The 18,924-nt window shown below is 61.2% G+C and carries 19 protein-coding genes and 1 pseudogene; 10 read left to right on the forward strand and 10 right to left on the reverse strand.

Going from position 1 to position 18,924, the window contains the following annotated elements; genetic code table 11:
* The first annotated feature begins 138 nt into the window (after positions 1-138).
* Positions 139-792 carry an invasion associated locus B family protein gene (locus RHE_RS10755; RefSeq protein WP_011425368.1) on the forward strand — a complete coding sequence of 218 codons (654 nt, stop codon included), beginning with the start codon at positions 139-141 and terminating at the stop codon, positions 790-792.
* Between the two features lie 252 nt (positions 793-1,044).
* On the opposite strand, the gene hspQ is transcribed toward RHE_RS10755, so the two are convergent.
* From hspQ to RHE_RS10770, 3 genes are all read right to left on the reverse strand, one after another.
* On the reverse strand, positions 1,045-1,374 hold the full coding sequence (gene hspQ / locus RHE_RS10760) for a heat shock protein HspQ (protein WP_008526562.1): 330 nt from the start codon (positions 1,372-1,374) through the stop codon (positions 1,045-1,047).
* Between the two features lie 158 nt (positions 1,375-1,532).
* Positions 1,533-2,942, reverse strand: a complete 1,410-nt coding sequence (gene glnA, locus RHE_RS10765) for a type I glutamate--ammonia ligase (protein ID WP_011425369.1) — start codon at positions 2,940-2,942, stop codon at positions 1,533-1,535.
* 78 nt (positions 2,943-3,020) lie between these two features.
* Complete coding sequence (locus RHE_RS10770) at positions 3,021-3,359, reverse strand: P-II family nitrogen regulator (RefSeq protein ID WP_003539626.1); 339 nt, start codon at positions 3,357-3,359, stop codon at positions 3,021-3,023.
* Here RHE_RS10770 and RHE_RS33570 point away from each other — a divergent pair.
* Both RHE_RS33570 and RHE_RS10775 read left to right on the forward strand, forming a co-directional pair.
* Positions 3,337-3,624: a hypothetical protein gene (locus RHE_RS33570; RefSeq protein WP_166486906.1), complete on the forward strand. Its 288-nt coding sequence runs from the start codon at positions 3,337-3,339 to the stop codon at positions 3,622-3,624. The two genes, RHE_RS10770 and RHE_RS33570, sit on opposite strands and share 23 nt — an antisense overlap.
* Before the next feature lie 78 nt (positions 3,625-3,702).
* Positions 3,703-5,175, forward strand: coding sequence for a bifunctional ADP-dependent NAD(P)H-hydrate dehydratase/NAD(P)H-hydrate epimerase (locus RHE_RS10775; RefSeq protein WP_042118467.1), 1,473 nt, complete (start codon positions 3,703-3,705; stop codon positions 5,173-5,175).
* A 5-nt stretch (positions 5,176-5,180) separates the two neighbouring features.
* Here the strand turns inward: RHE_RS10775 and RHE_RS10780 are convergent, their stop codons facing one another.
* Genes RHE_RS10780 through uvrA form a run of 3 tightly spaced genes read right to left on the reverse strand, consistent with a single transcriptional unit; the run spans position 5,181 to position 9,391 of the window.
* Positions 5,181-5,987: a DUF72 domain-containing protein gene (locus RHE_RS10780; protein WP_011425371.1), complete on the reverse strand. Its 807-nt coding sequence runs from the start codon at positions 5,985-5,987 to the stop codon at positions 5,181-5,183.
* Between the two features lie 24 nt (positions 5,988-6,011).
* Positions 6,012-6,473 (reverse strand): GNAT family N-acetyltransferase, encoded by a 462-nt coding sequence (locus RHE_RS10785; RefSeq protein ID WP_020921286.1) that lies wholly within the window; start codon positions 6,471-6,473, stop codon positions 6,012-6,014.
* Entirely contained in the window at positions 6,470-9,391 is a 2,922-nt protein-coding gene (gene uvrA, locus RHE_RS10790) for an excinuclease ABC subunit UvrA (protein WP_011425373.1), read from the reverse strand. Before uvrA ends, RHE_RS10785 begins: the two co-directional genes overlap by 4 nt.
* Before the next feature lie 284 nt (positions 9,392-9,675).
* On the opposite strand from uvrA, the gene RHE_RS10795 reads away from it, so the two are divergent.
* On the forward strand, positions 9,676-10,191 hold the full coding sequence (locus tag RHE_RS10795) for a single-stranded DNA-binding protein (protein ID WP_011425374.1): 516 nt from the start codon (positions 9,676-9,678) through the stop codon (positions 10,189-10,191).
* Positions 10,192-10,273: 82 nt separating this feature from the next.
* On the opposite strand, the gene RHE_RS10800 is transcribed toward RHE_RS10795, so the two are convergent.
* Complete coding sequence (locus RHE_RS10800) at positions 10,274-10,921, reverse strand: MarC family protein (protein ID WP_011425375.1); 648 nt, start codon at positions 10,919-10,921, stop codon at positions 10,274-10,276.
* 237 nt (positions 10,922-11,158) lie between these two features.
* On the opposite strand from RHE_RS10800, the gene gyrA reads away from it, so the two are divergent.
* Positions 11,159-13,984: a DNA gyrase subunit A gene (gene gyrA / locus RHE_RS10805; protein WP_011425376.1), complete on the forward strand. Its 2,826-nt coding sequence runs from the start codon at positions 11,159-11,161 to the stop codon at positions 13,982-13,984.
* A 164-nt stretch (positions 13,985-14,148) separates the two neighbouring features.
* Here gyrA and RHE_RS34875 read toward each other — a convergent pair whose 3' ends face one another.
* The 3 genes and pseudogenes from RHE_RS34875 to RHE_RS10810 all read right to left on the reverse strand — a co-directional run.
* Entirely contained in the window at positions 14,149-14,283 is a 135-nt protein-coding gene (locus tag RHE_RS34875; protein ID WP_276328764.1) for a hypothetical protein, read from the reverse strand.
* A gap of 36 nt (positions 14,284-14,319) precedes the next feature.
* Positions 14,320-14,475: a hypothetical protein gene (locus RHE_RS33575; RefSeq protein WP_166486907.1), complete on the reverse strand. Its 156-nt coding sequence runs from the start codon at positions 14,473-14,475 to the stop codon at positions 14,320-14,322.
* 186 nt (positions 14,476-14,661) lie between these two features.
* Positions 14,662-14,916 (reverse strand): annotated as a pseudogene (locus RHE_RS10810) (hypothetical protein); the annotation flags it as partial.
* 89 nt (positions 14,917-15,005) lie between these two features.
* Here RHE_RS10810 and coaD point away from each other — a divergent pair.
* The 5 genes from coaD (at position 15,006) to tgt (ending at position 18,922) form a co-directional block, all read left to right on the forward strand.
* Entirely contained in the window at positions 15,006-15,500 is a 495-nt protein-coding gene (gene coaD, locus RHE_RS10815) for a pantetheine-phosphate adenylyltransferase (protein WP_011425379.1), read from the forward strand.
* A 26-nt stretch (positions 15,501-15,526) separates the two neighbouring features.
* Positions 15,527-16,099: a peptidylprolyl isomerase gene (locus tag RHE_RS10820; protein WP_011425380.1), complete on the forward strand. Its 573-nt coding sequence runs from the start codon at positions 15,527-15,529 to the stop codon at positions 16,097-16,099.
* A gap of 28 nt (positions 16,100-16,127) precedes the next feature.
* Positions 16,128-16,637 carry a peptidylprolyl isomerase gene (locus tag RHE_RS10825; protein ID WP_011425381.1) on the forward strand — a complete coding sequence of 170 codons (510 nt, stop codon included), beginning with the start codon at positions 16,128-16,130 and terminating at the stop codon, positions 16,635-16,637.
* Between the two features lie 72 nt (positions 16,638-16,709).
* Entirely contained in the window at positions 16,710-17,795 is a 1,086-nt protein-coding gene (gene queA / locus RHE_RS10830) for a tRNA preQ1(34) S-adenosylmethionine ribosyltransferase-isomerase QueA (RefSeq protein ID WP_011425382.1), read from the forward strand.
* A complete protein-coding gene (gene tgt / locus RHE_RS10835) occupies positions 17,792-18,922 on the forward strand; it encodes a tRNA guanosine(34) transglycosylase Tgt (RefSeq protein ID WP_011425383.1) in 1,131 nt (376 codons plus the stop codon). Before queA ends, tgt begins: the two co-directional genes overlap by 4 nt.
* The last annotated feature ends 2 nt before the right edge of the window (positions 18,923-18,924 follow it).

Consider the following 18,924-nt stretch of genomic DNA (forward strand, 5'->3'; position numbering starts at 1 on the left):
GCTGCGATGTAACAGGTGGACCCGAAGTTTCGGGGTCATGCATTTGCCTTATTTTTCCATGAGGTGGAGTGCCGAACGACCCGATGGTTGGGGCGGCACGTCGCTGCTCCGAACGGATATCAGGAGACGGAATTCGTTATGATGTTCAAGTCTGAAAAGAAAATGCGGGCAGCACTGTCCGTTCTGGCAGTGATGTTCGGCGCCGCTTCGGCTCCGGTCTCCTCCTTCGCCCAGGATGCGGCGGCGCAGGGCCCAGCCCAAGGCGTCGGCTCGCCCAAGCTCGGCTGGTACAAGACCTGCAGCAAGCAGGAAGATAACGACGTTTGCGTCGTCCAGAACCTCATCCTCGCCAATGGCGGCCAGCTCGTCACGGCCGTCGGCCTGATCTCGGTTACCGGCAAGATCAACCGCAAGCTCCTGCAGGTTTCGGTCCAGAGCGCGCGTCTTATCCCGCCTGGCATCAGCATGCAGATCGACGGCGGCAAGGGCCAGAAGCTCGATTATGTCGTCTGCCTGCCGGACAAGTGCACGGCTGAAGTTCCGTTGACCGACGCGATGATCGCAAGCCTCAAGAAGGGCAGCGACGTGGTCTTCACCTCGATCAACTTTCGCCGCGCTCCGAACCCGATCAAGATCTCGCTCGAAGGCTTCACCGGCGCTTACGACGGCGAACCGGTTTCTGAATCCAAGCTCGCGGACACCCAGCGCAGCCTGCAAGAAAGCATGCAGAAGAAGGCCGAGGAAACTCGCAAGAAGCTGGAAGACGCCCAGAAGGCAGCCAAGGCGCAGTGATCCTGCCGCCATATTGAATAGAAAAACCCGGCTTCAGGCCGGGTTTTTTGTTGATAGGCCTTTCTCTGGGTTGTCATGCCCCTAGCCCTCTCCCCGCTGGGCCGTTTACGGGGAAAGGGGCTTCCCACCGAAAGGCAAAAGAGAAAGTGGCAGGCATTGTAAGCAGTTGAACCGGGCAAGCCGAATTTTGTGCCAAAAGAAAAGGCCTCGCTTGGGAGGGGCGAGGCCTTGTTCATTGATCGGCACGTCTGCCTAGTGGGCGAAGCTCATCTTGGGTTTGAACTGCCCTGACGGGGCCTGATCGAAAATCTGATAGATCTGAGGATTGCGAAGCGGAGTCCCGCTTTCGTCATTCACCAGGTTCTGCTCGGAGACATAGGCGACATATTCGCTTTCGTCATTCTCGGCGAGCAGATGGTAGAATGGCTGGTCCTTGCTGGGGCGCACCTCGGCGGGAATGGAATTCCACCACTCCTCCGTATTCGCGAACTCCGGATCCACGTCGAAGATGACGCCGCGAAACGGGAATACCTTGTGCCGGACCACTTCGCCGATACTGAACTTTGCTATTCTTTCTTTCATGGTACGACTTCCTTTCATCACCGAATTTGGTGATTGGTGCCGTGCAAATCAAGAATTTTGCACAGACGCGTCACATGAACGTCATTTCCTCCTTCTGCCGTTCATGACCGGGGGAGGTGAAAGTCCCGGCGAACCGGGACTTTCCGTTATGAGGCCAATCAGGCCGAATAATACATGTCGTATTCGACGGGATGCGGCGTCATTTCGAAACGCATCACCTCTGCCATTTTCAGCTCGATGAAGGCATCGATCTGATCGTCGTCGAAGACGCCGCCTGCTGTCAGGAACTTGCGGTCCTTGTCGAGGCTTTCGAGCGCTTCGCGCAGGCTGCCGCAGACGGTCGGGATCTTCTTCAGTTCCTTCGGCGGCAGATCGTAGAGATCCTTGTCCATGGCCTTGCCGGGATGGATCTTGTTCTTGATGCCGTCGAGGCCGGCCATCAGCATGGCGGCGAAGGCGAGATAGGGGTTGGCGGTCGGATCCGGGAAGCGGACTTCGACGCGCTTGGCCTTCGGGTTGGAGCCGAACGGAATGCGGCAGGAAGCCGAGCGATTGCGGGCCGAATAGGCGAGCAGCACCGGCGCTTCATAACCCGGCACGAGACGCTTGTAGGAGTTAGTCGACGGATTGGTGAAGGCATTGATTGCCTTGGCGTGCTTGATGATGCCGCCGATATAGTAGAGGCAGGTCTCGGAGAGGCCGGCATATTCGTCGCCGGCAAAAGTCGGCTTGCCGCCCTTCCAGATCGACTGGTGCACGTGCATGCCCGAACCGTTGTCGCCGAAGATTGGTTTCGGCATGAAGGTCGCGGTCTTGCCGTAGGCGTTGGCCACCTGGTGCACGACATATTTGTAGATCTGCATCTTGTCGGCGTTGCGCACCAGCGTGTCGAACTTGATGCCGAGTTCGTGCTGGGCGGCGGCGACTTCATGGTGATGCTTTTCGACGACGACGCCCATTTCCGAGAGCACCGTCAGCATTTCCGAACGCATATCCTGGGCGCTGTCGACCGGGGGAACCGGGAAATAGCCGCCCTTGACGCGGGGGCGATGGCCGAGGTTGCCGGTTTCATAATCGGTGTCGTCGTTCGACGGCAGTTCGGTCGAATCCAGCTTGAAGCCGGTATTGTAGGGATCGGCCTTGTACTTGACGTCGTCGAAGACGAAGAATTCGGCTTCCGGGCCGACGAAGATCGTGTCGCCGATGCCGGAGGCCTTGAGATAGGCTTCGGCCTTCTTGGCGGTGCCGCGCGGATCGCGGTTATAGGCCTCGCCGGAGACCGGATCGAGGATGTCGCAGACGATGACCATGGTCGACTGGGCGAAGAATGGATCCATATGCACCGTTTCGGTATCGGGCATCAGCACCATGTCGGACTCGTTGATGGCCTTCCAGCCGCCGATCGAGGAGCCGTCGAACATCACGCCGTCGGCGAACATGTCTTCGTCGACGACGGCAACGTCCATCGTCACATGCTGCAACTTGCCCTTCGGATCGGTGAAACGCAGATCGACGAACTTGACGTCGTTTTCCTGGATCTGCTTCAGAATTTCGCTTGCGGTCGCCATTAAATACCTTCCTCCAATTTGCAATGACAATAGGTGGGCGCGGTGACGGTATCGGACTTTGCGCAGTAGGCAAAGTGGTCAGATGGCATCGATGCCGGTCTCGCCGGTGCGGATGCGGATAACCTCTTCGACATTGGAAACGAAGATCTTTCCGTCGCCGATGCGGCCGGTTTGCGCCGCCTTGCGGATCGCGTCGATGACGGCCTCCGCGTTTTCGTCGGCCAGCACCACCTCGACTTTCACCTTCGGCAAGAAGTCGACGACGTATTCGGCACCGCGGTAGAGTTCCGTGTGGCCCTTCTGACGACCGAAGCCCTTGGCTTCCGTGACTGTAATACCCTGCAGGCCGACTTCCTGAAGGGCTTCCTTCACTTCGTCCAGCTTGAAGGGCTTAATGATCGCTTCGATCTTTTTCATGAGAAAATGTCTCTCCGCTTCTCCTGTTGTGGCAGGGATGTTCCCGCTCGCGGATATGATGCAGATATCGTGCCAGTTTGAAATCCGTCTTATTGAAAAAAGACGTCAATTTTGTCGAAACCGGCGCGTCTGCGGGCAATTTAATGTCGATTTGGTGAAGCGAGAGGTGGAAAAACATCGCCATCGAAGAAAAATTGGCCGAAAACTGAAAAAGTCAGGTTTCCCTGCGATTGCAAAAGCAGGTTGTGAGTTGATTAAAAGATAAGCAAATGCACAAATTTGGGTCTCTTGCGTATCTCTCCAGACGGTTGTTTTTTGTGCGTTTTTTGAATTGAATAGGCTGATGAGCAAACATCTCTCCGACCTTCTGGTGACGCCTGCCGAAATGAGCGCCATCGATGCGGCCGCGGCTGCCACCGGAATCGATTCCTTCGGCCTGATGGAAAGGGCAGGGGCGGCCGCTGCGGCTGCCACGCTCAGGCTTCATCCCGGGGCGCTGCGTTTCGTCGTGCTCTGCGGCCCCGGCAACAACGGCGGCGACGCCTATGTCGCCGCAAGGCATCTGTTGGAGAGCGGAGCGACCGTGGCGCTTTTTCATCTCGGCGATCCTGCAAAGCTGAAAGGCGATGCCGCCCGCGCTCGGGCCGGCTGCGCATTGCAGGGGCAAGAGCTCGGCCTCTATCGGCCGGGAGCCGGCGACGTCGTCATCGATGGTCTGTTCGGAGCAGGGCTCGGGCGCGCGGTGCCGGCCGGCGTGGCTGCCTTGACCAAGCGTGTCGCCGAGGCCGGTATCGCGGTTCTCGCCATCGATCTGCCCTCCGGCGTCGATGGCCGCACCGGCAAGGTACTGGGTGCTGCCTTCCGGGCTCGCAACACCATCACCTTCATGACGCGCAAGCCCGGCCATCTTCTGATGCCGGGCAGAGAACTTTGCGGTGAGTTGGAGGTCTTCGACATCGGCATTCCCGCCCGGATTATCCGGGCCGAGGCGGGCGGCGCCATCGCCGAGAACACACCTGACGCCTGGAAGGCCGTGCTGCCGGCCGAGCAGCTGGAAACCCACAAATACAGGCGCGGTCATCTGGTCGTTTTCTCAGGCGAGGCCGACAAGACGGGGGCTGCGCGAATGTCGGCGGCCTCCGGCCTGAAGGCCGGCGCCGGCCTGGTAACGATCGCCGCCCCCGACGCAGCGATGGCCGCCAATGCCGCTCATCTCACAGCCGTCATGCTGCATGCGATCGACGATGCCGCCGAACTTGAAGACTGGCTGTCGGACACCCGGCTGCAGACCTTTGTCCTCGGCCCGGGTTTCGGTATCGACGCCAGGGCGCGCGCCTATGTCACTGCCCTTGCCGATCGCCGGCTGGTGCTCGACGCCGACGGCATTTCCTCGTTCAAGGACGATCCGCAACAGCTTTTCGATCTTTTCCGAGGCGAGCCGCGCCTGGTGCTGACCCCACATGAGGGCGAGTTTTCGCGGCTGTTTCCCGATATCGGCGGCGACGATGCGCTGGGCAAGGTCGACAAGGCGCTGGCGGCCGCCCGCCGAGCCAATGCCGCGATCGTCTATAAGGGCGCCGACACCGTCATCGCATCGCCGGACGGCCGCGCGCTGATCAACACCAATGCGCCGGCCTGGCTTGCGACCGCCGGTTCAGGCGATGTGCTCGCCGGAATCATCGGCGGATTACTCGCCCAGGGTCTGCCCGCCTTCGAGGCGGCAGCCGCCGGCGTCTGGCTGCATGGAGAGGCCGCCCGCCGCGCCGGCAAAGGGCTGACGGCCGAAGATCTCGCAGTGGCGGTACTGCCGTTGTAACTCACTTATTTCGTCAGCAAGTTCTGCAGGGCGATCGCCCCATGCGGCGCATTCACCTTGCCCTCATGGATCATGAAGGCGAAGACGTCGCGCGGCTCGACCTTGACCTTGCGCTCTTTATCGATCAGCGGCAGATCGTCGGGTACCTTGCCTTCCGCCCAGGTCTCGAGCCGCTCGGCCCAGGCCTTCAACTCCTTGTCGGGATAGCAGGTCGCAATGTCGTCCGATCCTTTCTGCAGCCGGGCATAGACGAAATCGGCCGTGATGTCGGCAATCATCGGATATTCGAAGTGTTCGGCGCAAACCGGCGCCACGCCGTATTTGGCAAGGAGCGCGACGAATTCCGGCACCTTGAAGGAAACATGCCGGACCTCGACCACGTGGCGAAGCGCCAGCCCGTCCTGTTTTGCCGGCAACAGCTTCAGGAAGGCCTCGAAATCTTCCGGATCGAACTTCTTCGTCGGCGCGAACTGCCAGAGCAGCGGCCCGAGATGATCGCCAAGCTCGCTGATGCCGGATGACAGGAAACGCTCCATCGATTCCCCGGCTTCGGCAAGCACTCGGCGGTTGGTGACGAACCGGGTCGCCTTCAGCGAAAAGATGAAACCCTCCGGCACATCGGCTGCCCATTTGGCAAAGACCGCCGGCTTCTGGGTGCTGTAATAGGTGCCATTGACCTCGATGACCTTCAGCTGGCGGCTGGCATAATGCAGTTCGTCCTTCTGTTTGAGATCATCGGGAAAGAAATGCCCGCGCCAGGGTTCGAAGGTCCAGCCACCGATGCCGGTGCGGATAGTGCCGGATTTCGTCATGTCGTTCTCCCCTTTGGCAGCCGCTCAGGCCGCAACAATCTCTTTCGCCATGTCGACGAGCGTCCATCCTGGCCGATACGGATTTGGCCGGCGACCCGTTTCCTGAAATCCGAAGGCGCGATAAAGCGCTATATTCCGTTCCATCCGGGCATTCGTATAGAGCCGGATCTCCGGCCGCGCCCATTCGCGTGCCTTGCCCTCAAGCCATTCGAGCATCGCCAGACCGTGTCCTGCACGCTGAAAGGCCGGCGAGACCGCGATGCTGAAGAGCATGAGGTGATCCGAATGCCGTTCGACGACCATGAGGCCGGCGATTTGGCCGTCGATGTCACGCAGCCACACCTCGCCGCGTTCGATCCGTGGCGTGTAGTCTTCCGTCACCGGGATCGGTGGCGAGCCCAAGAGTTCGGTATAGGGGCGATAGGCGGCTGCCGTCAGCATCGTGACCGTTTGGAGATCATCGGGCGACGCCAGCCTCATTGTCATTCCGCCGCAGCCGCCCTTTTGGCTGGTCGCCGTTCCAGCAATTCCTTCAGAAACTGTCCGGTATAGGACCGCTTCTCCTTGACGATAGCCTCAGGCGTGCCGGTTGCGACGATCTCGCCGCCGCCATCGCCGCCCTCGGGGCCGAAGTCGAGCACCCAGTCGGCCGTCTTGATGACTTCGAGATTGTGCTCGATCACCACAACCGAATTGCCTTGGTTGACCAGTTCGTGCAGCATTTCGAGCAGCTTGGCGACGTCGTGGAAATGCAGGCCGGTCGTCGGCTCGTCGAGAATATAAAGAGTGCGTCCGGTCGAGCGTTTCGACAGTTCCTTGGCAAGCTTGACGCGCTGCGCCTCGCCGCCCGAAAGCGTGTTGGCCTGCTGGCCGACCTTGATGTAACCGAGGCCAACATCCTTCAGCGATTGCAGCTTGTCGCGCACGGCGGGTACTGCCGCAAAGAAGTCGACGCCTTCCTCCACCGTCATGTCGAGCACGTCGGCGATCGACTTCTGCTTGAAGGTGACGTCGAGCGTCTCCCTGTTATAGCGCTTGCCATGGCAGACGTCGCAGGTGACGTAGACGTCGGGCAGGAAGTGCATCTCGATCTTGATGACGCCGTCGCCCTGGCAGGCCTCGCAGCGTCCGCCCTTGACGTTGAAGGAGAAGCGGCCCGGCTGATAGCCGCGCGCCTTGGCTTCCGGCAGGCCGGCGAACCAGTCGCGGATCGGCGTGAAGGCGCCGGTATAGGTCGCCGGGTTCGAGCGCGGCGTGCGGCCGATCGGCGACTGGTCGATGTCGATCACCTTGTCGATATGCTCGAAACCGTCGATGCGGTCGTGGTCGGCTGGAATTTCGCGCGCGCCCATGACACGGCGTGCCGCCGATTTGTACAGCGTCTCGATCAGGAAGGTGGACTTGCCGCCGCCTGAGACCCCCGTCACCGCCGTAAAGACGCCGAGCGGGATCGAGGCCGTGACATTCTTCAGATTGTTGCCGCGCGCGCCGACGACCTTGATCTCGCGACCCTTCTTCGGCTTGCGGCGCTGGTCGGGAACCGGCACGCCGAGTTCGCCCGAGAGATATTTGCCGGTCAGCGACTTCGGATTGTCCATGATATCCTGCGGCGTGCCATGGGCGATGACCTGGCCGCCATGGATGCCGGCCGCCGGGCCGATGTCGACGACGTCGTCGGCCGTCAGGATCGCGTCTTCGTCATGCTCGACGACGATGACCGTATTGCCGATATCGCGCAGGTGCTTCAGCGTGTCGAGCAGCCTGGCATTATCGCGCTGATGCAGTCCGATCGACGGCTCGTCGAGCACGTAGAGCACGCCCGTCAGCCCCGAGCCGATCTGCGAGGCAAGCCGGATGCGCTGGCTCTCGCCGCCCGACAGCGTGCCGGAATTGCGCGACAGGCTTAGATATTCCAGGCCGACATCGTTGAGGAAGCGCAGCCGGTCGCGGATTTCCTTGAGGATGCGCACGGCGATCTCATTCTGCTTGGCATTGAATATCGCCGGCAGCGCCTCGAACCAGTCGCGCGCGATGCGGATCGACATTTGGGTCACTTCGCCGATATGTAGCTTGTTGATCTTCACCGCCAGCGCTTCCGGCTTCAGGCGATAGCCGTTGCAGGCCGGGCAGGGCGCGGCCGACATGAAGCGCTCGATATCCTCGCGAGCCCAGGCGGAATCGGTTTCCTTCCAGCGGCGCTCGAGATTAGTGATGATGCCCTCGAAATTCTTGTGCGTCGTATAGGAGCGGGCGCCGTCGGCGTAGTGGAACTCGATCTTGTCGTCGGTGCCGTTGAGGATGACGTCCTTGGCCTCGTCGGACAGGTCGTTCCAGCGGGTGCCGAGTTTGAAGCCGTAATGTTTGCCGAGCGCTTCCAGCGTCTGGTTGTAATAGGGCGAGGTCGACTTGGCCCAAGGCGCGATCGCCCCGTCTCGTAGCGTCCGCTCCGGTTCGGGCACGATCAGGTCGGGGTCGATCTTCTGCTGGGCGCCGAGCCCGTCGCAGGTCGGGCAGGCGCCGAAGGGATTGTTGAAGGAGAAGAGCCTGGGTTCGATTTCCGGAATGGTGAAGCCCGAAACCGGGCAGGCGAATTTCTCCGAAAACAGCACGCGCTCATGCGTCTCGTTCAGCGACTTGTTGGCCGAACCGCCGGCCGAGGTCTCCTCCGGCGGCAGCGGCTTATCGGCGAATTCGGCGATCGCCAGCCCATCTGCGAGCTTGAGGCAGGTTTCCAGGCTGTCGGCGAGACGCGCCGACACATCCGGGCGCACAACGATGCGGTCGACCACGACGTCGATGTCGTGCTTGTATTTCTTGTCGAGAACAGGGGCCTCGGCGATCTCGTAGAACTGACCGTCGACCTTTACGCGCTGGAAGCCCTTCTTCATCAGCTCCGCCAGTTCCTTCTTGTATTCGCCCTTGCGGCCGCGCACGAGCGGCGCCAGAATATAAAGACGGGTGCCTTCGCCGAAAGCGAGAATGCGGTCCACCATCTGGCTGACGGTCTGGCTCTCGATCGGCAGGCCGGTCGCCGGCGAATAGGGAACGCCGACGCGGGCAAAGAGCAGGCGCATATAGTCGTAGATTTCGGTGACGGTGCCGACCGTCGAGCGCGGGTTGCGCGAGGTGGTCTTCTGCTCGATCGAAATGGCCGGCGACAACCCGTCGATCTGGTCGACATCGGGCTTCTGCATCATTTCGAGGAACTGCCGGGCATAGGCCGACAGGCTTTCGACATAGCGCCGCTGGCCCTCGGCATAGATGGTGTCGAAGGCGAGCGAGGACTTGCCCGAGCCTGAAAGCCCGGTCATGACGATCAGCTTGTTGCGCGGCAGATCGAGATCGATGCTCTTCAAATTGTGCTCGCGCGCGCCGCGGATGGAGATCGTCTTCAGTTCGCTCATCGTCTCTGCTTTGGTTTTCTGGATAACAGCCCTTATTTAGTGATGCCGACGGGCGAGTCGAGGCTGAATATCCTGGATGACTCAAGGTTTTCGATTCTGTTGACAGGATCATACGGATAAACTAGAACAAATAAAGAACAAAATTCCTGATGGATGCATGCGGCTTTCGGATGGATAAACATGTGGATTAAATGCCGCCCATGCGCATCGGCGGTCCGTGATGGTTTAAGGTGCGCCGATCGATTGAAACGCCGCCGGGCAGGGCGGCAGGCAGGGTGAGAAGCATGGCTGGTAGCGTGAACAAGGTAATTCTGGTTGGAAACGTGGGTGCAGACCCCGAAATCCGCCGCACTCAGGATGGCCGGCCGATCGCCAACCTCCGCATCGCGACCTCGGAGACCTGGCGCGACCGCAATTCAGGCGAACGCCGCGAAAAGACCGAATGGCACAATGTCGTCGTCTTCAATGAAGGCTTGTGCAAGGTCGTCGAGCAATATGTGAAAAAGGGCGCCAAGCTCTATGTCGAAGGCCAGCTGCAGACCCGCAAGTGGCAGGACCAGCAAGGGCAGGACCGTTACTCCACGGAAGTGGTGCTGCAGGGCTTTAATTCGACCCTGACCATGCTCGACGGACGCGGCGACGGCGGCGGCGCAAGCTCCGGCTTCGGCGGCGGCCGCGGCAGTAGTGGTGGCGGCAACGATTACGGCGACGACTACGGCGCGCCGTCTTCGTCCTCATCGTCGAACCGCGGCGGCGGCGGCAACTTCTCGCGGGATCTCGACGACGATATCCCGTTCTGATCGGCCGCCTATCCGGCTTGAAGAAGATCCGAGAGCATGATGCCTTTGGCGGCGTCATGCTCTTCTTGTTTTCTCACGCTGTTCAGTGCGGCGTCGCGCTGATCAGATTGAGCGCCGCCTTCGCGCCGTCAACGACGAACTGCACGGCAAGGGCGGCGAGGATGACGCCAAGGAGCCGTGTCAGGATCGCCCGGCCGGTGACGCCGAGGAAGCGGTCGAGCCTTTCGGCAATCAGCAGCATGAGGAAGGTCAGCAGCAGATTGGCGGCGATGACGGCGATCAGCTGGGCTTTTCCGACGGAGGTCGGCAGCGTGCCGGCAAGCAGGATCGTCGCCGAGATCGCACCCGGGCCGGCGATCAGCGGCAGGGCGAGAGGAAAGACGGCGATATTCTCGATATGATCCCTGGTGACGGCAGCCTCGGACGCCTTCTCCTTGCGCTCCTGGCGCCGCTCGAAGACCATCTCGAAGGCGATCCAGAAGAGCAGCAGGCCGCCGGCAATGCGGAAGGCGCCGATCGAAATGCCGAGCACGCCGAGCACGCCGGCCCCGAACAGGGCGAAGACGGCGAGGATGATGAAGGCGATGGTCGAGCCGCGCAGGGCCACTTGGGTTCGCTGGCTCCGGCTCATGCCGGTCGTCAGCCCCAGGAAGATGGGGGCGAGCCCCGGCGGATCGATGGTGACGAGAAGCGTCGTGAAGGCGTTGATCAATTGGTCGGCGCTTGCCATCGTCTCTCCGAAAGCCCATATGGGTGCGTGATTTTCTGCGATTGTGAAGCGGGGTTTTCGATTTGGCAAATGAACCGCGGCGGTCCGCGGCGGATTTGCCCTGCCAGGCCGCACAACTCCCGTGCTTTACCCTTTTTCGGCCGCAAAAGCCTGTTCAAAACGCGCTCAGAAATTGGCGTGGGAACAGGCTTTCCGCTATAAATCTTCAAGTGATTCTAGAAGAGATCGTGATCTGTTTTGACTGAGCAAACACCCCCCGGCGGCGGGAAGCTCCCGCCAGGCATCGAGCCCATCTCCATCATGGAGGAAATGCAGCGGTCGTATCTCGATTACGCCATGAGCGTCATCGTCAGCCGCGCGTTGCCCGACGTGCGCGACGGTCTGAAGCCCGTCCACCGGCGCATCCTCTACGGCATGTCCGAGCTCGGCATCGACTGGAACAAGAAATACGTCAAGTGCGCCCGCGTTACCGGCGACGTGATGGGTAAATACCATCCGCACGGCAATGCCGCGATTTATGACGCGCTTGCCCGCATGGCGCAGCCCTGGTCGCTGCGCCTGCCGCTGATCGACGGTCAGGGCAATTTCGGCTCCGTCGACGGCGATCCGCCGGCGGCCGAACGCTACACCGAATGCCGGCTGGAAAAGGCCGCCCATTCGCTGCTCGACGATCTCGACAAGGAAACCGTCGACTTCCGCGACAATTATGACGGCACGCTCTCCGAGCCGGTGGTGGTTCCCGCCAAGTTCCCGAACCTGCTCGTCAACGGCGCCGGCGGCATCGCCGTCGGCATGGCGACCAATATTCCGCCGCATAACCTGTCGGAAGTGATCGACGGCTGCATCGCGCTGATCAACGATCCGGCGATCGAGCTGCCGGAACTGATGCAGATCATTCCCGGCCCGGATTTTCCCACAGGCGCAAAGATCCTCGGTCGTGCCGGCATCCGCTCGGCTTACGAGACCGGCCGCGGCTCCGTCATCATGCGCGGCGTCGCCACCATCGAGCCGATGCGCGGCGACCGCGAGCAGATCATCATCACCGAGATTCCCTACCAGGTGAACAAGGCGACGATGATCGAGAAGATGGCCGAGCTGGTGCGCGAAAAGCGCATCGAGGGCATCTCCGACCTGCGCGACGAATCCGACCGTCAGGGCTATCGCGTCGTCATCGAGCTGAAGCGCGATGCCAACGCCGAAGTCATACTGAACCAGCTTTACCGCTACACGCCACTGCAGACCTCCTTCGGCTGCAACATGGTGGCGCTGAACGGCGGCAAGCCGGAGCAGCTGACGCTGCTCGACATGCTGCGCGCCTTCGTCTCCTTCCGCGAGGAAGTCGTCAGCCGGAGAACGAAGTTTCTGCTGCGCAAGGCGCGCGAGCGCGCGCATGTGTTGGTCGGCCTTGCCATTGCGGTGGCCAATATCGACGAAGTCATCCGCGTCATCCGTCAGGCGCCCGATCCGCAGTCGGCCCGCGAAGAGCTGATGACGCGCCGCTGGCCGGCGGAAGACGTCGAAAGCCTGATCCGCCTGATCGACGACCCGCGCCACCGCATCAATGACGACCTGACCTACAATCTTTCCGAAGAGCAGGCCCGGGCCATCCTCGAACTCCGACTTGCCCGCCTCACGGCCCTCGGCCGTGACGAAATCGGCGATGAACTCAATAAGATAGGCGAGGAAATCCGGGATTATCTCGATATTCTCTCCTCGCGAGTCCGCATCCAGACCATCGTCAAGGATGAGCTTTCGGCCGTCCGCGACGAGTTCGGCACGCCGCGCCGCACCGAGATCGTCGATGGCGGCCTTGAAATGGACGACGAAGATCTCATTGCCCGCGAGGATATGGTCGTCACCGTCTCGCATCTCGGCTACATCAAACGCGTGCCGCTGACCACCTACCGCGCCCAGCGCCGCGGCGGCAAGGGCCGCTCCGGCATGACGACCCGCGACGAGGATTTCGTTAGCCGGCTATTCGTGGTCAATACCCATACGCCGGTCTTGTTCTTCTCATCGCGCGGCATCGTCTATAAGGAGAAGGTCTGGCGTCTGCCGATCGGCACGCCGACCTCGCGCGGCAAGGCGCTGATCAACATGCTGCCGCTCGAACCCGGCGAGCGCATCACCACGATCCTGCCGTTGCCTGAGGACGAGGCGAGCTGGGATAATCTCGACGTCATGTTCTCGACGACGCGCGGTACGGTTCGCCGCAACAAGCTGTCGGACTTCGTCCAGGTCAACCGCAACGGCAAGATCGCCATGAAGCTCGAGGAGGAGGGCGATGAAATCCTCTCCGTCGAGACTTGCACCGATCGGGACGACGTTCTCCTGACGACGGCGCTCGGCCAGTGCATCCGGTTCTCCGTCGACGACGTCCGCGTTTTTGCCGGCCGCAACTCGATCGGCGTTCGCGGCATCAATCTCGGCGAGGGTGACCGCATCATCTCGATGACGATCGTCGGCCATGTCGATGCCGAGCCATGGGAACGGGCCGCCTACCTCAAGCGCTCTGCCGCCGAACGCCGGGCGATAGGCGTTGATGAGGAGGACATCGCTCTCGTTGGCGAAGAAGTCACGGAAGAAGGGCAGCTTTCCGATGAGCGCTACGAAGAGCTGAAGGCGCGCGAGCAATTCGTGCTCACCGTCTCCGAGAAGGGCTTCGGCAAGCGCTCCTCCTCTTACGATTTCCGTATCTCCGGCCGCGGCGGCAAGGGCATCCGTGCCACCGACACGTCGAAGACGGGCGAGATCGGCGAACTGGTTGCGGCCTTCCCGGTTGATGACGGCGATCAGATCATGCTCGTCTCCGATGGCGGGCAACTCATCCGCGTGCCGGTCGGCGGCATCCGCATCGCCAGCCGCGCCACCAAGGGCGTCACCATCTTCTCGACGGCCAAGGACGAGAAGGTCGTCTCGGTCGAACGCATCAGCGAGCCGGAGGAGGATGACACGGAAGGGGCGGTCGATGCGGCCGAAGCCGCCGCTGGCGCCGATGAGACGCCTTTCGCCGATGAGACGCCTGTCGCCGATGGCGATCCGGGCGGTGCTGCCGAAGAATGATCGAATGAGCGGGGCGGCTTCCAGCCGCCCTTTTCTGTTAGAGCCTTGCTTCCAGGCTGAAGCATTCAGTTGGCTCACTCCCTACCCAAGAAAAAAGCCGGACGCTGCTGCATCCGGCTTTGAAAGGTCCAGGCGGCGAATGGTGCCGCTCGAAGAGAGGAATGTCAGAACGCGCTATGCTTTTCATTCAGCGCCTTCACCTCTTCGCCTTCGCGCCGCAGCGCTGATATCGTCGTGGCCACAGACACGATGAACATGACGCTGATGAGGGCGGTGAGCACTGTCAAGATCGTGAACATAGGCATTCCTTTCCTGGGGAGTTGCGTACTCGCTCCTCAGTATTGGCCCGGTACGGCCGTGCGAGCCGAAGCATAGGGACCGTAAACCTTGGAGGTATCGACCTTCTGATCATAAAGAGCGACAGTTGCGGTGAGCATGCCCGTGACCATGACCATCCAGAGCACGTTAATCATCGTAATCTTGCCGGGCATATTTGGTCCTTCCTGCCGCGCTTGACGCATTTCTGTGTCGGTTGAGTGAACGCATCCGTATAAAAATGGTTCCGCCGGATGTTGAGCGGGTGTTTACCAATGGCGATCTGAAGCCTCCTTGAATGTCTCGTTCATCTGGCGTTCAGATTCGAAATCCGTTTTGTCGCGCAGCCGGCCTTCATTTCCGCGCAGTCTACCTTGGGCGCGCACGATCGCCGCATGTTCGGCAAGCTCCGGCCGCACCCAGTTCACCTCGTAGCGATTGGCGAAATAGCCATAAGCCATCTCGGCGGCGAGGGAGAGAGTGACGGCAAGCGCAACAAGCACGATCAGCATGGACTCGGTCTTTCGGGGAGCGCCGGCTGCCGGAATGGCAGCGGCTGCATTGATGATCCGAGTTAAGCAGATCCCGTCTGAAACGGCCTTGAATGGCATGTTCATCGGTTGTTCAGCCGTGCGGCGCGGCGGGTAAATCACTTGCGACAAGTCGGTATCCATGACAAAAGGCGTCAAACGAATGGCCGGGCCAGATGACGACAGCTTTTTATCCTGGGTCCTTCGACCCGATCACCAACGGACATGTGGATGTTCTGGTCCAGGCGCTGAACGTCGCCGAAAAAGTCATCGTCGCGATCGGCATCCATCCCGGCAAGGCGCCGCTCTTTTCGTTCGAAGAGAGAGCCGAGCTGATCCGCCTTTCGCTGGCCGAAGCCTTGCCCGGCAAGAGCGCCAACATCACTGTCGTCGCCTTCGACAATCTGGTCGTCGATGCCGCCCGTGCTCATGGCGCCACGCTTCTGATCCGCGGCCTTCGCGATGGCACGGATCTCGACTACGAAATGCAGATGGCCGGCATGAACCGAACGATGGCGCCCGATATCCAGACCATCTTTTTGCCGGCCGGCACGGCGTCGCGGCCCATTACCGCCACATTGGTCCGCCAGATCGCCGCCATGGGCGGAGATGTCAGCGCTTTCGTCCCGGCCGCCGTCCTGCAAGCCCTCACATCCAAGCGCAAAGCCTAGGCGGATAACGCCGCAACGGAGCTCACATGAAACTCTTTTATCTCGCATTTGCCGGCGTGCTGTATCTCGCCTCCTTCGCGGGGGATGCGTTGGCCCAGTCGGCCGATCATTATCTCACCATTCAGCTGAAGAACGGCCCGGTGGTGATCCAGCTGATGCCGGATGTGGCGCCGAAGCATGTCGCCCAGATCGAGGCGCTCGCCAAGAAGGGCGAATACGACAACGTCGCCTTTCACCGCGTCATCGACGGCTTCATGGCCCAGACCGGCGACGTCAAATACGGCAACATAGAAAAGGGCTTTGATGCCAGCCTCGCCGGCACCGGCTCCTCCGATCTGCCCGATATTCCGGCTGAGTTCTCCAAGACTCCGTTCGTGCGCGGCACGGTCGGCATGGCCCGCTCGCAGGATCCGAATTCCGCCAATTCGCAGTTCTTCATCATGTTCGCCGACGGTTCCTTCCTGAATGGCCAGTATACAGTCGTCGGTAAGGTCGTTTCCGGCATGGAGAATGTCGACAAGATCAAGCGCGGCGAAGGCCAGAACGGCGAAGTCAAAAATCCCGACCGGATGATCAAGGTCACCCTGGGCAAGAAGTAAGTTACGAGACAAACAAGAGGAGAAGGCAATGGCCGAGATCACGGATCCCGAAAACACCATCATTCTGGAAACCACCAAGGGCAAGGTTGTCATTCAGCTGCTGCCGCAGGTCGCCCCGGAGCACGTCGCCCGCATCAAGGAACTGGCCCGCGAGAAGGCCTATGACGGCGTCGTCTTCCATCGCGTCATTCAGGATTTCATGGCCCAGACGGGTGATGTCGAATATGGCAAGAAGGGTTCTGAAACCTTCAATCCCGGCCGCGCCGGCATGGGCGGCTCCTCCAAGCCGGACCTGAAGGCTGAATTCTCCGCCACCTCGCATGTTCGCGGCACCTGCTCGATGGCCCGTTCGCAGAACCCGAACTCGGCCAATTCCCAGTTCTTCATCTGCTTCACCGACGCGCCGTGGCTGAACAAGCAGTATTCCGTCTGGGGCCAGGTGATCGAAGGCATGGACAATGTCGACAAGATCAAGCGCGGCGAACCGGTTTCCGATCCGGATTCGATCGTCTCGATGCGGGTTGCCGCCGACGTCTGATTGTGATTTCTGCTGAAACCCGCCCTTGCGCGAAAGCGCGGGGCGGGTTTCGCTTTGCCTGAAAGTACCTCGATGCGCGTAGACCTTTTCGATTTCGACCTGCCGGATGAACGCATTGCGCTGCGGCCCGCCGAGCCGCGCGACAGCGCGCGCCTGCTCGTTGTTGACCCCGATGCGGAAAGCGCGCTCTCGGATCATCACGTCTGCGATCTGCCGTCGTTTCTCCGGGCCGGCGACGCGCTGGTGTTCAACGATACCAAGGTCATTCCCGCCCAGCTCGAAGGCATCCGTCATAGAGACGGCGCTGGCGGCCAGCAGGTGTCGGCAACGCTGCACATGCGTATCGGCCCCAGCCGCTGGAAGGCCTTTGCCAAGCCCGGCAAACGCATCAAGGAGGGCGACCGCATCGCCTTTGGCCATTCCGGCGAAAGCTGCATGATCGGCTCGCTCGATGCGACGGTGGAGGAAAAGGGGGAAGCGGGCGAAGTGACGCTCGCCTTCGATCTATCCGGCCCGGTGCTCGACGAGGCGATCGCCGCCGTCGGCCATATTCCGCTGCCGCCCTATATCGCCGCCAAACGGCCGGAGGACGAGCGCGATCGCGCCGACTACCAGACGATCTATGCCCGCGAAGAGGGCGCCGTCGCCGCCCCGACCGCCGGCCTGCATTTCACGCCAGCGCTGTTCGAAGCGCTCGACAAGGCCGGCATCGAGCGCCATTTCGTCACGCTGCATGTCGGCGCCGGCACCTTCCTGCCCGTCAAGGCTGACGATACCGACGATCACAAGATGCATCTCGAAAGCGGTTATGTCAGCGGTGAAATCGCCGCCGGGCTGAATGCCGTAAAGGCAAGGGGCGGGCGTATCGTCTGCGTCGGCACGACCTCGCTGCGGCTCATCGAAAGCGCGGCCGGGGAAAGCGGAGAGATCAAGCCCTGGGCTGGCGCTACCGGCATCTTCATCACGCCCGGCTACCGCTTCAAGGCCGTGGACATGCTGATGACCAATTTCCACCTGCCGCGCTCGACGCTGTTCATGCTGGTCTCGGCCTTCTCCGGCTTCGAAACCATGCACGCGGCCTATAAACACGCCATTTCGACGGGCTACCGCTTCTACTCCTACGGCGACGCGAGCCTTCTCTTCCGGAAAGACAAATGACCGAGAACTTCCAATTCACCCTGAAGAAGACGGATGCCGGCGCGCGCCTCGGCGAAATCTCCATGCCGCGCGGCGAAATCCGCACGCCCGCCTTCATGCCGGTCGGCACGGTCGGCACGGTCAAGGCTATGTATCTCGACCAGGTGCGCGAGACCGGCGCCGATATCATCCTCGGCAATACCTATCACCTGATGCTGCGTCCGACCGCCGAACGCGTCGCCCGGCTTGGCGGCCTGCACAAGCTCATCCGCTGGGAACATCCGATCCTGACCGATTCCGGCGGCTTCCAGGTCATGTCGCTCTCCGGCCTGCGCAAGCTCGACGAACAGGGTGTCACCTTCAAATCGCATGTCGACGGTAGCCTGCATCACATGTCGCCGGAGCGCTCCATCGAAATCCAGGGACTGCTCGGCTCCGATATCCAAATGCAGCTCGACGAATGCGTGGCGCTGCCGGCCGAGCCGAAGGAGATCGAGCGCGCCATGGAAATGTCGCTGCGCTGGGCCGAGCGCTGCCGGGTCGCCTTCGGCGAGCAGCCGGGCAAGGCGATGTTCGGCATCGTCCAGGGCGGCGATATTCCGGCGCTGCGCATCCGGTCGGCCGAGGCGCTGAGCCAGCTCGACCTCAAGGGCTACGCCGTCGGGGGCCTTGCCGTCGGCGAGCCGCAGGACGTCATGCTGCGGATGCTGGAAACGACGCTGCCGGTGTTACCTTCGGAAAAACCGCGTTACCTCATGGGCGTCGGCACGCCTGACGACATCCTGAAATCGGTCGCTCGCGGCATCGACATGTTCGATTGTGTCATGCCGACCCGCTCCGGCCGACATGGCCTGGCCTTTACCCGCCGCGGCAAGGTCAATATTCGCAACGCCCGTCATGCCGAGGATATGCGTCCGCTCGACGAACAGTCGAACTGCCCGGCCTCGCGCGATTATTCACGCGCCTATCTGCACCATCTCGTCCGCGCCAACGAGGCGCTCGGCGGCATGCTGCTCTCCTGGCACAATCTCGCCTATTACCAGGAACTGATGCAGGGTATCCGCAAGGCGATCGCCGAAGGCCGCTTCGCCGATTTCATGGCGGAGACGATGGAAGAATGGGCAAGGGGCGATCTCGACCCGGTGTGAGG

The sequence above is a fragment of the Rhizobium etli CFN 42 genome (genome assembly GCF_000092045.1).
GTDB lineage: Bacteria > Pseudomonadota > Alphaproteobacteria > Rhizobiales > Rhizobiaceae > Rhizobium > Rhizobium etli.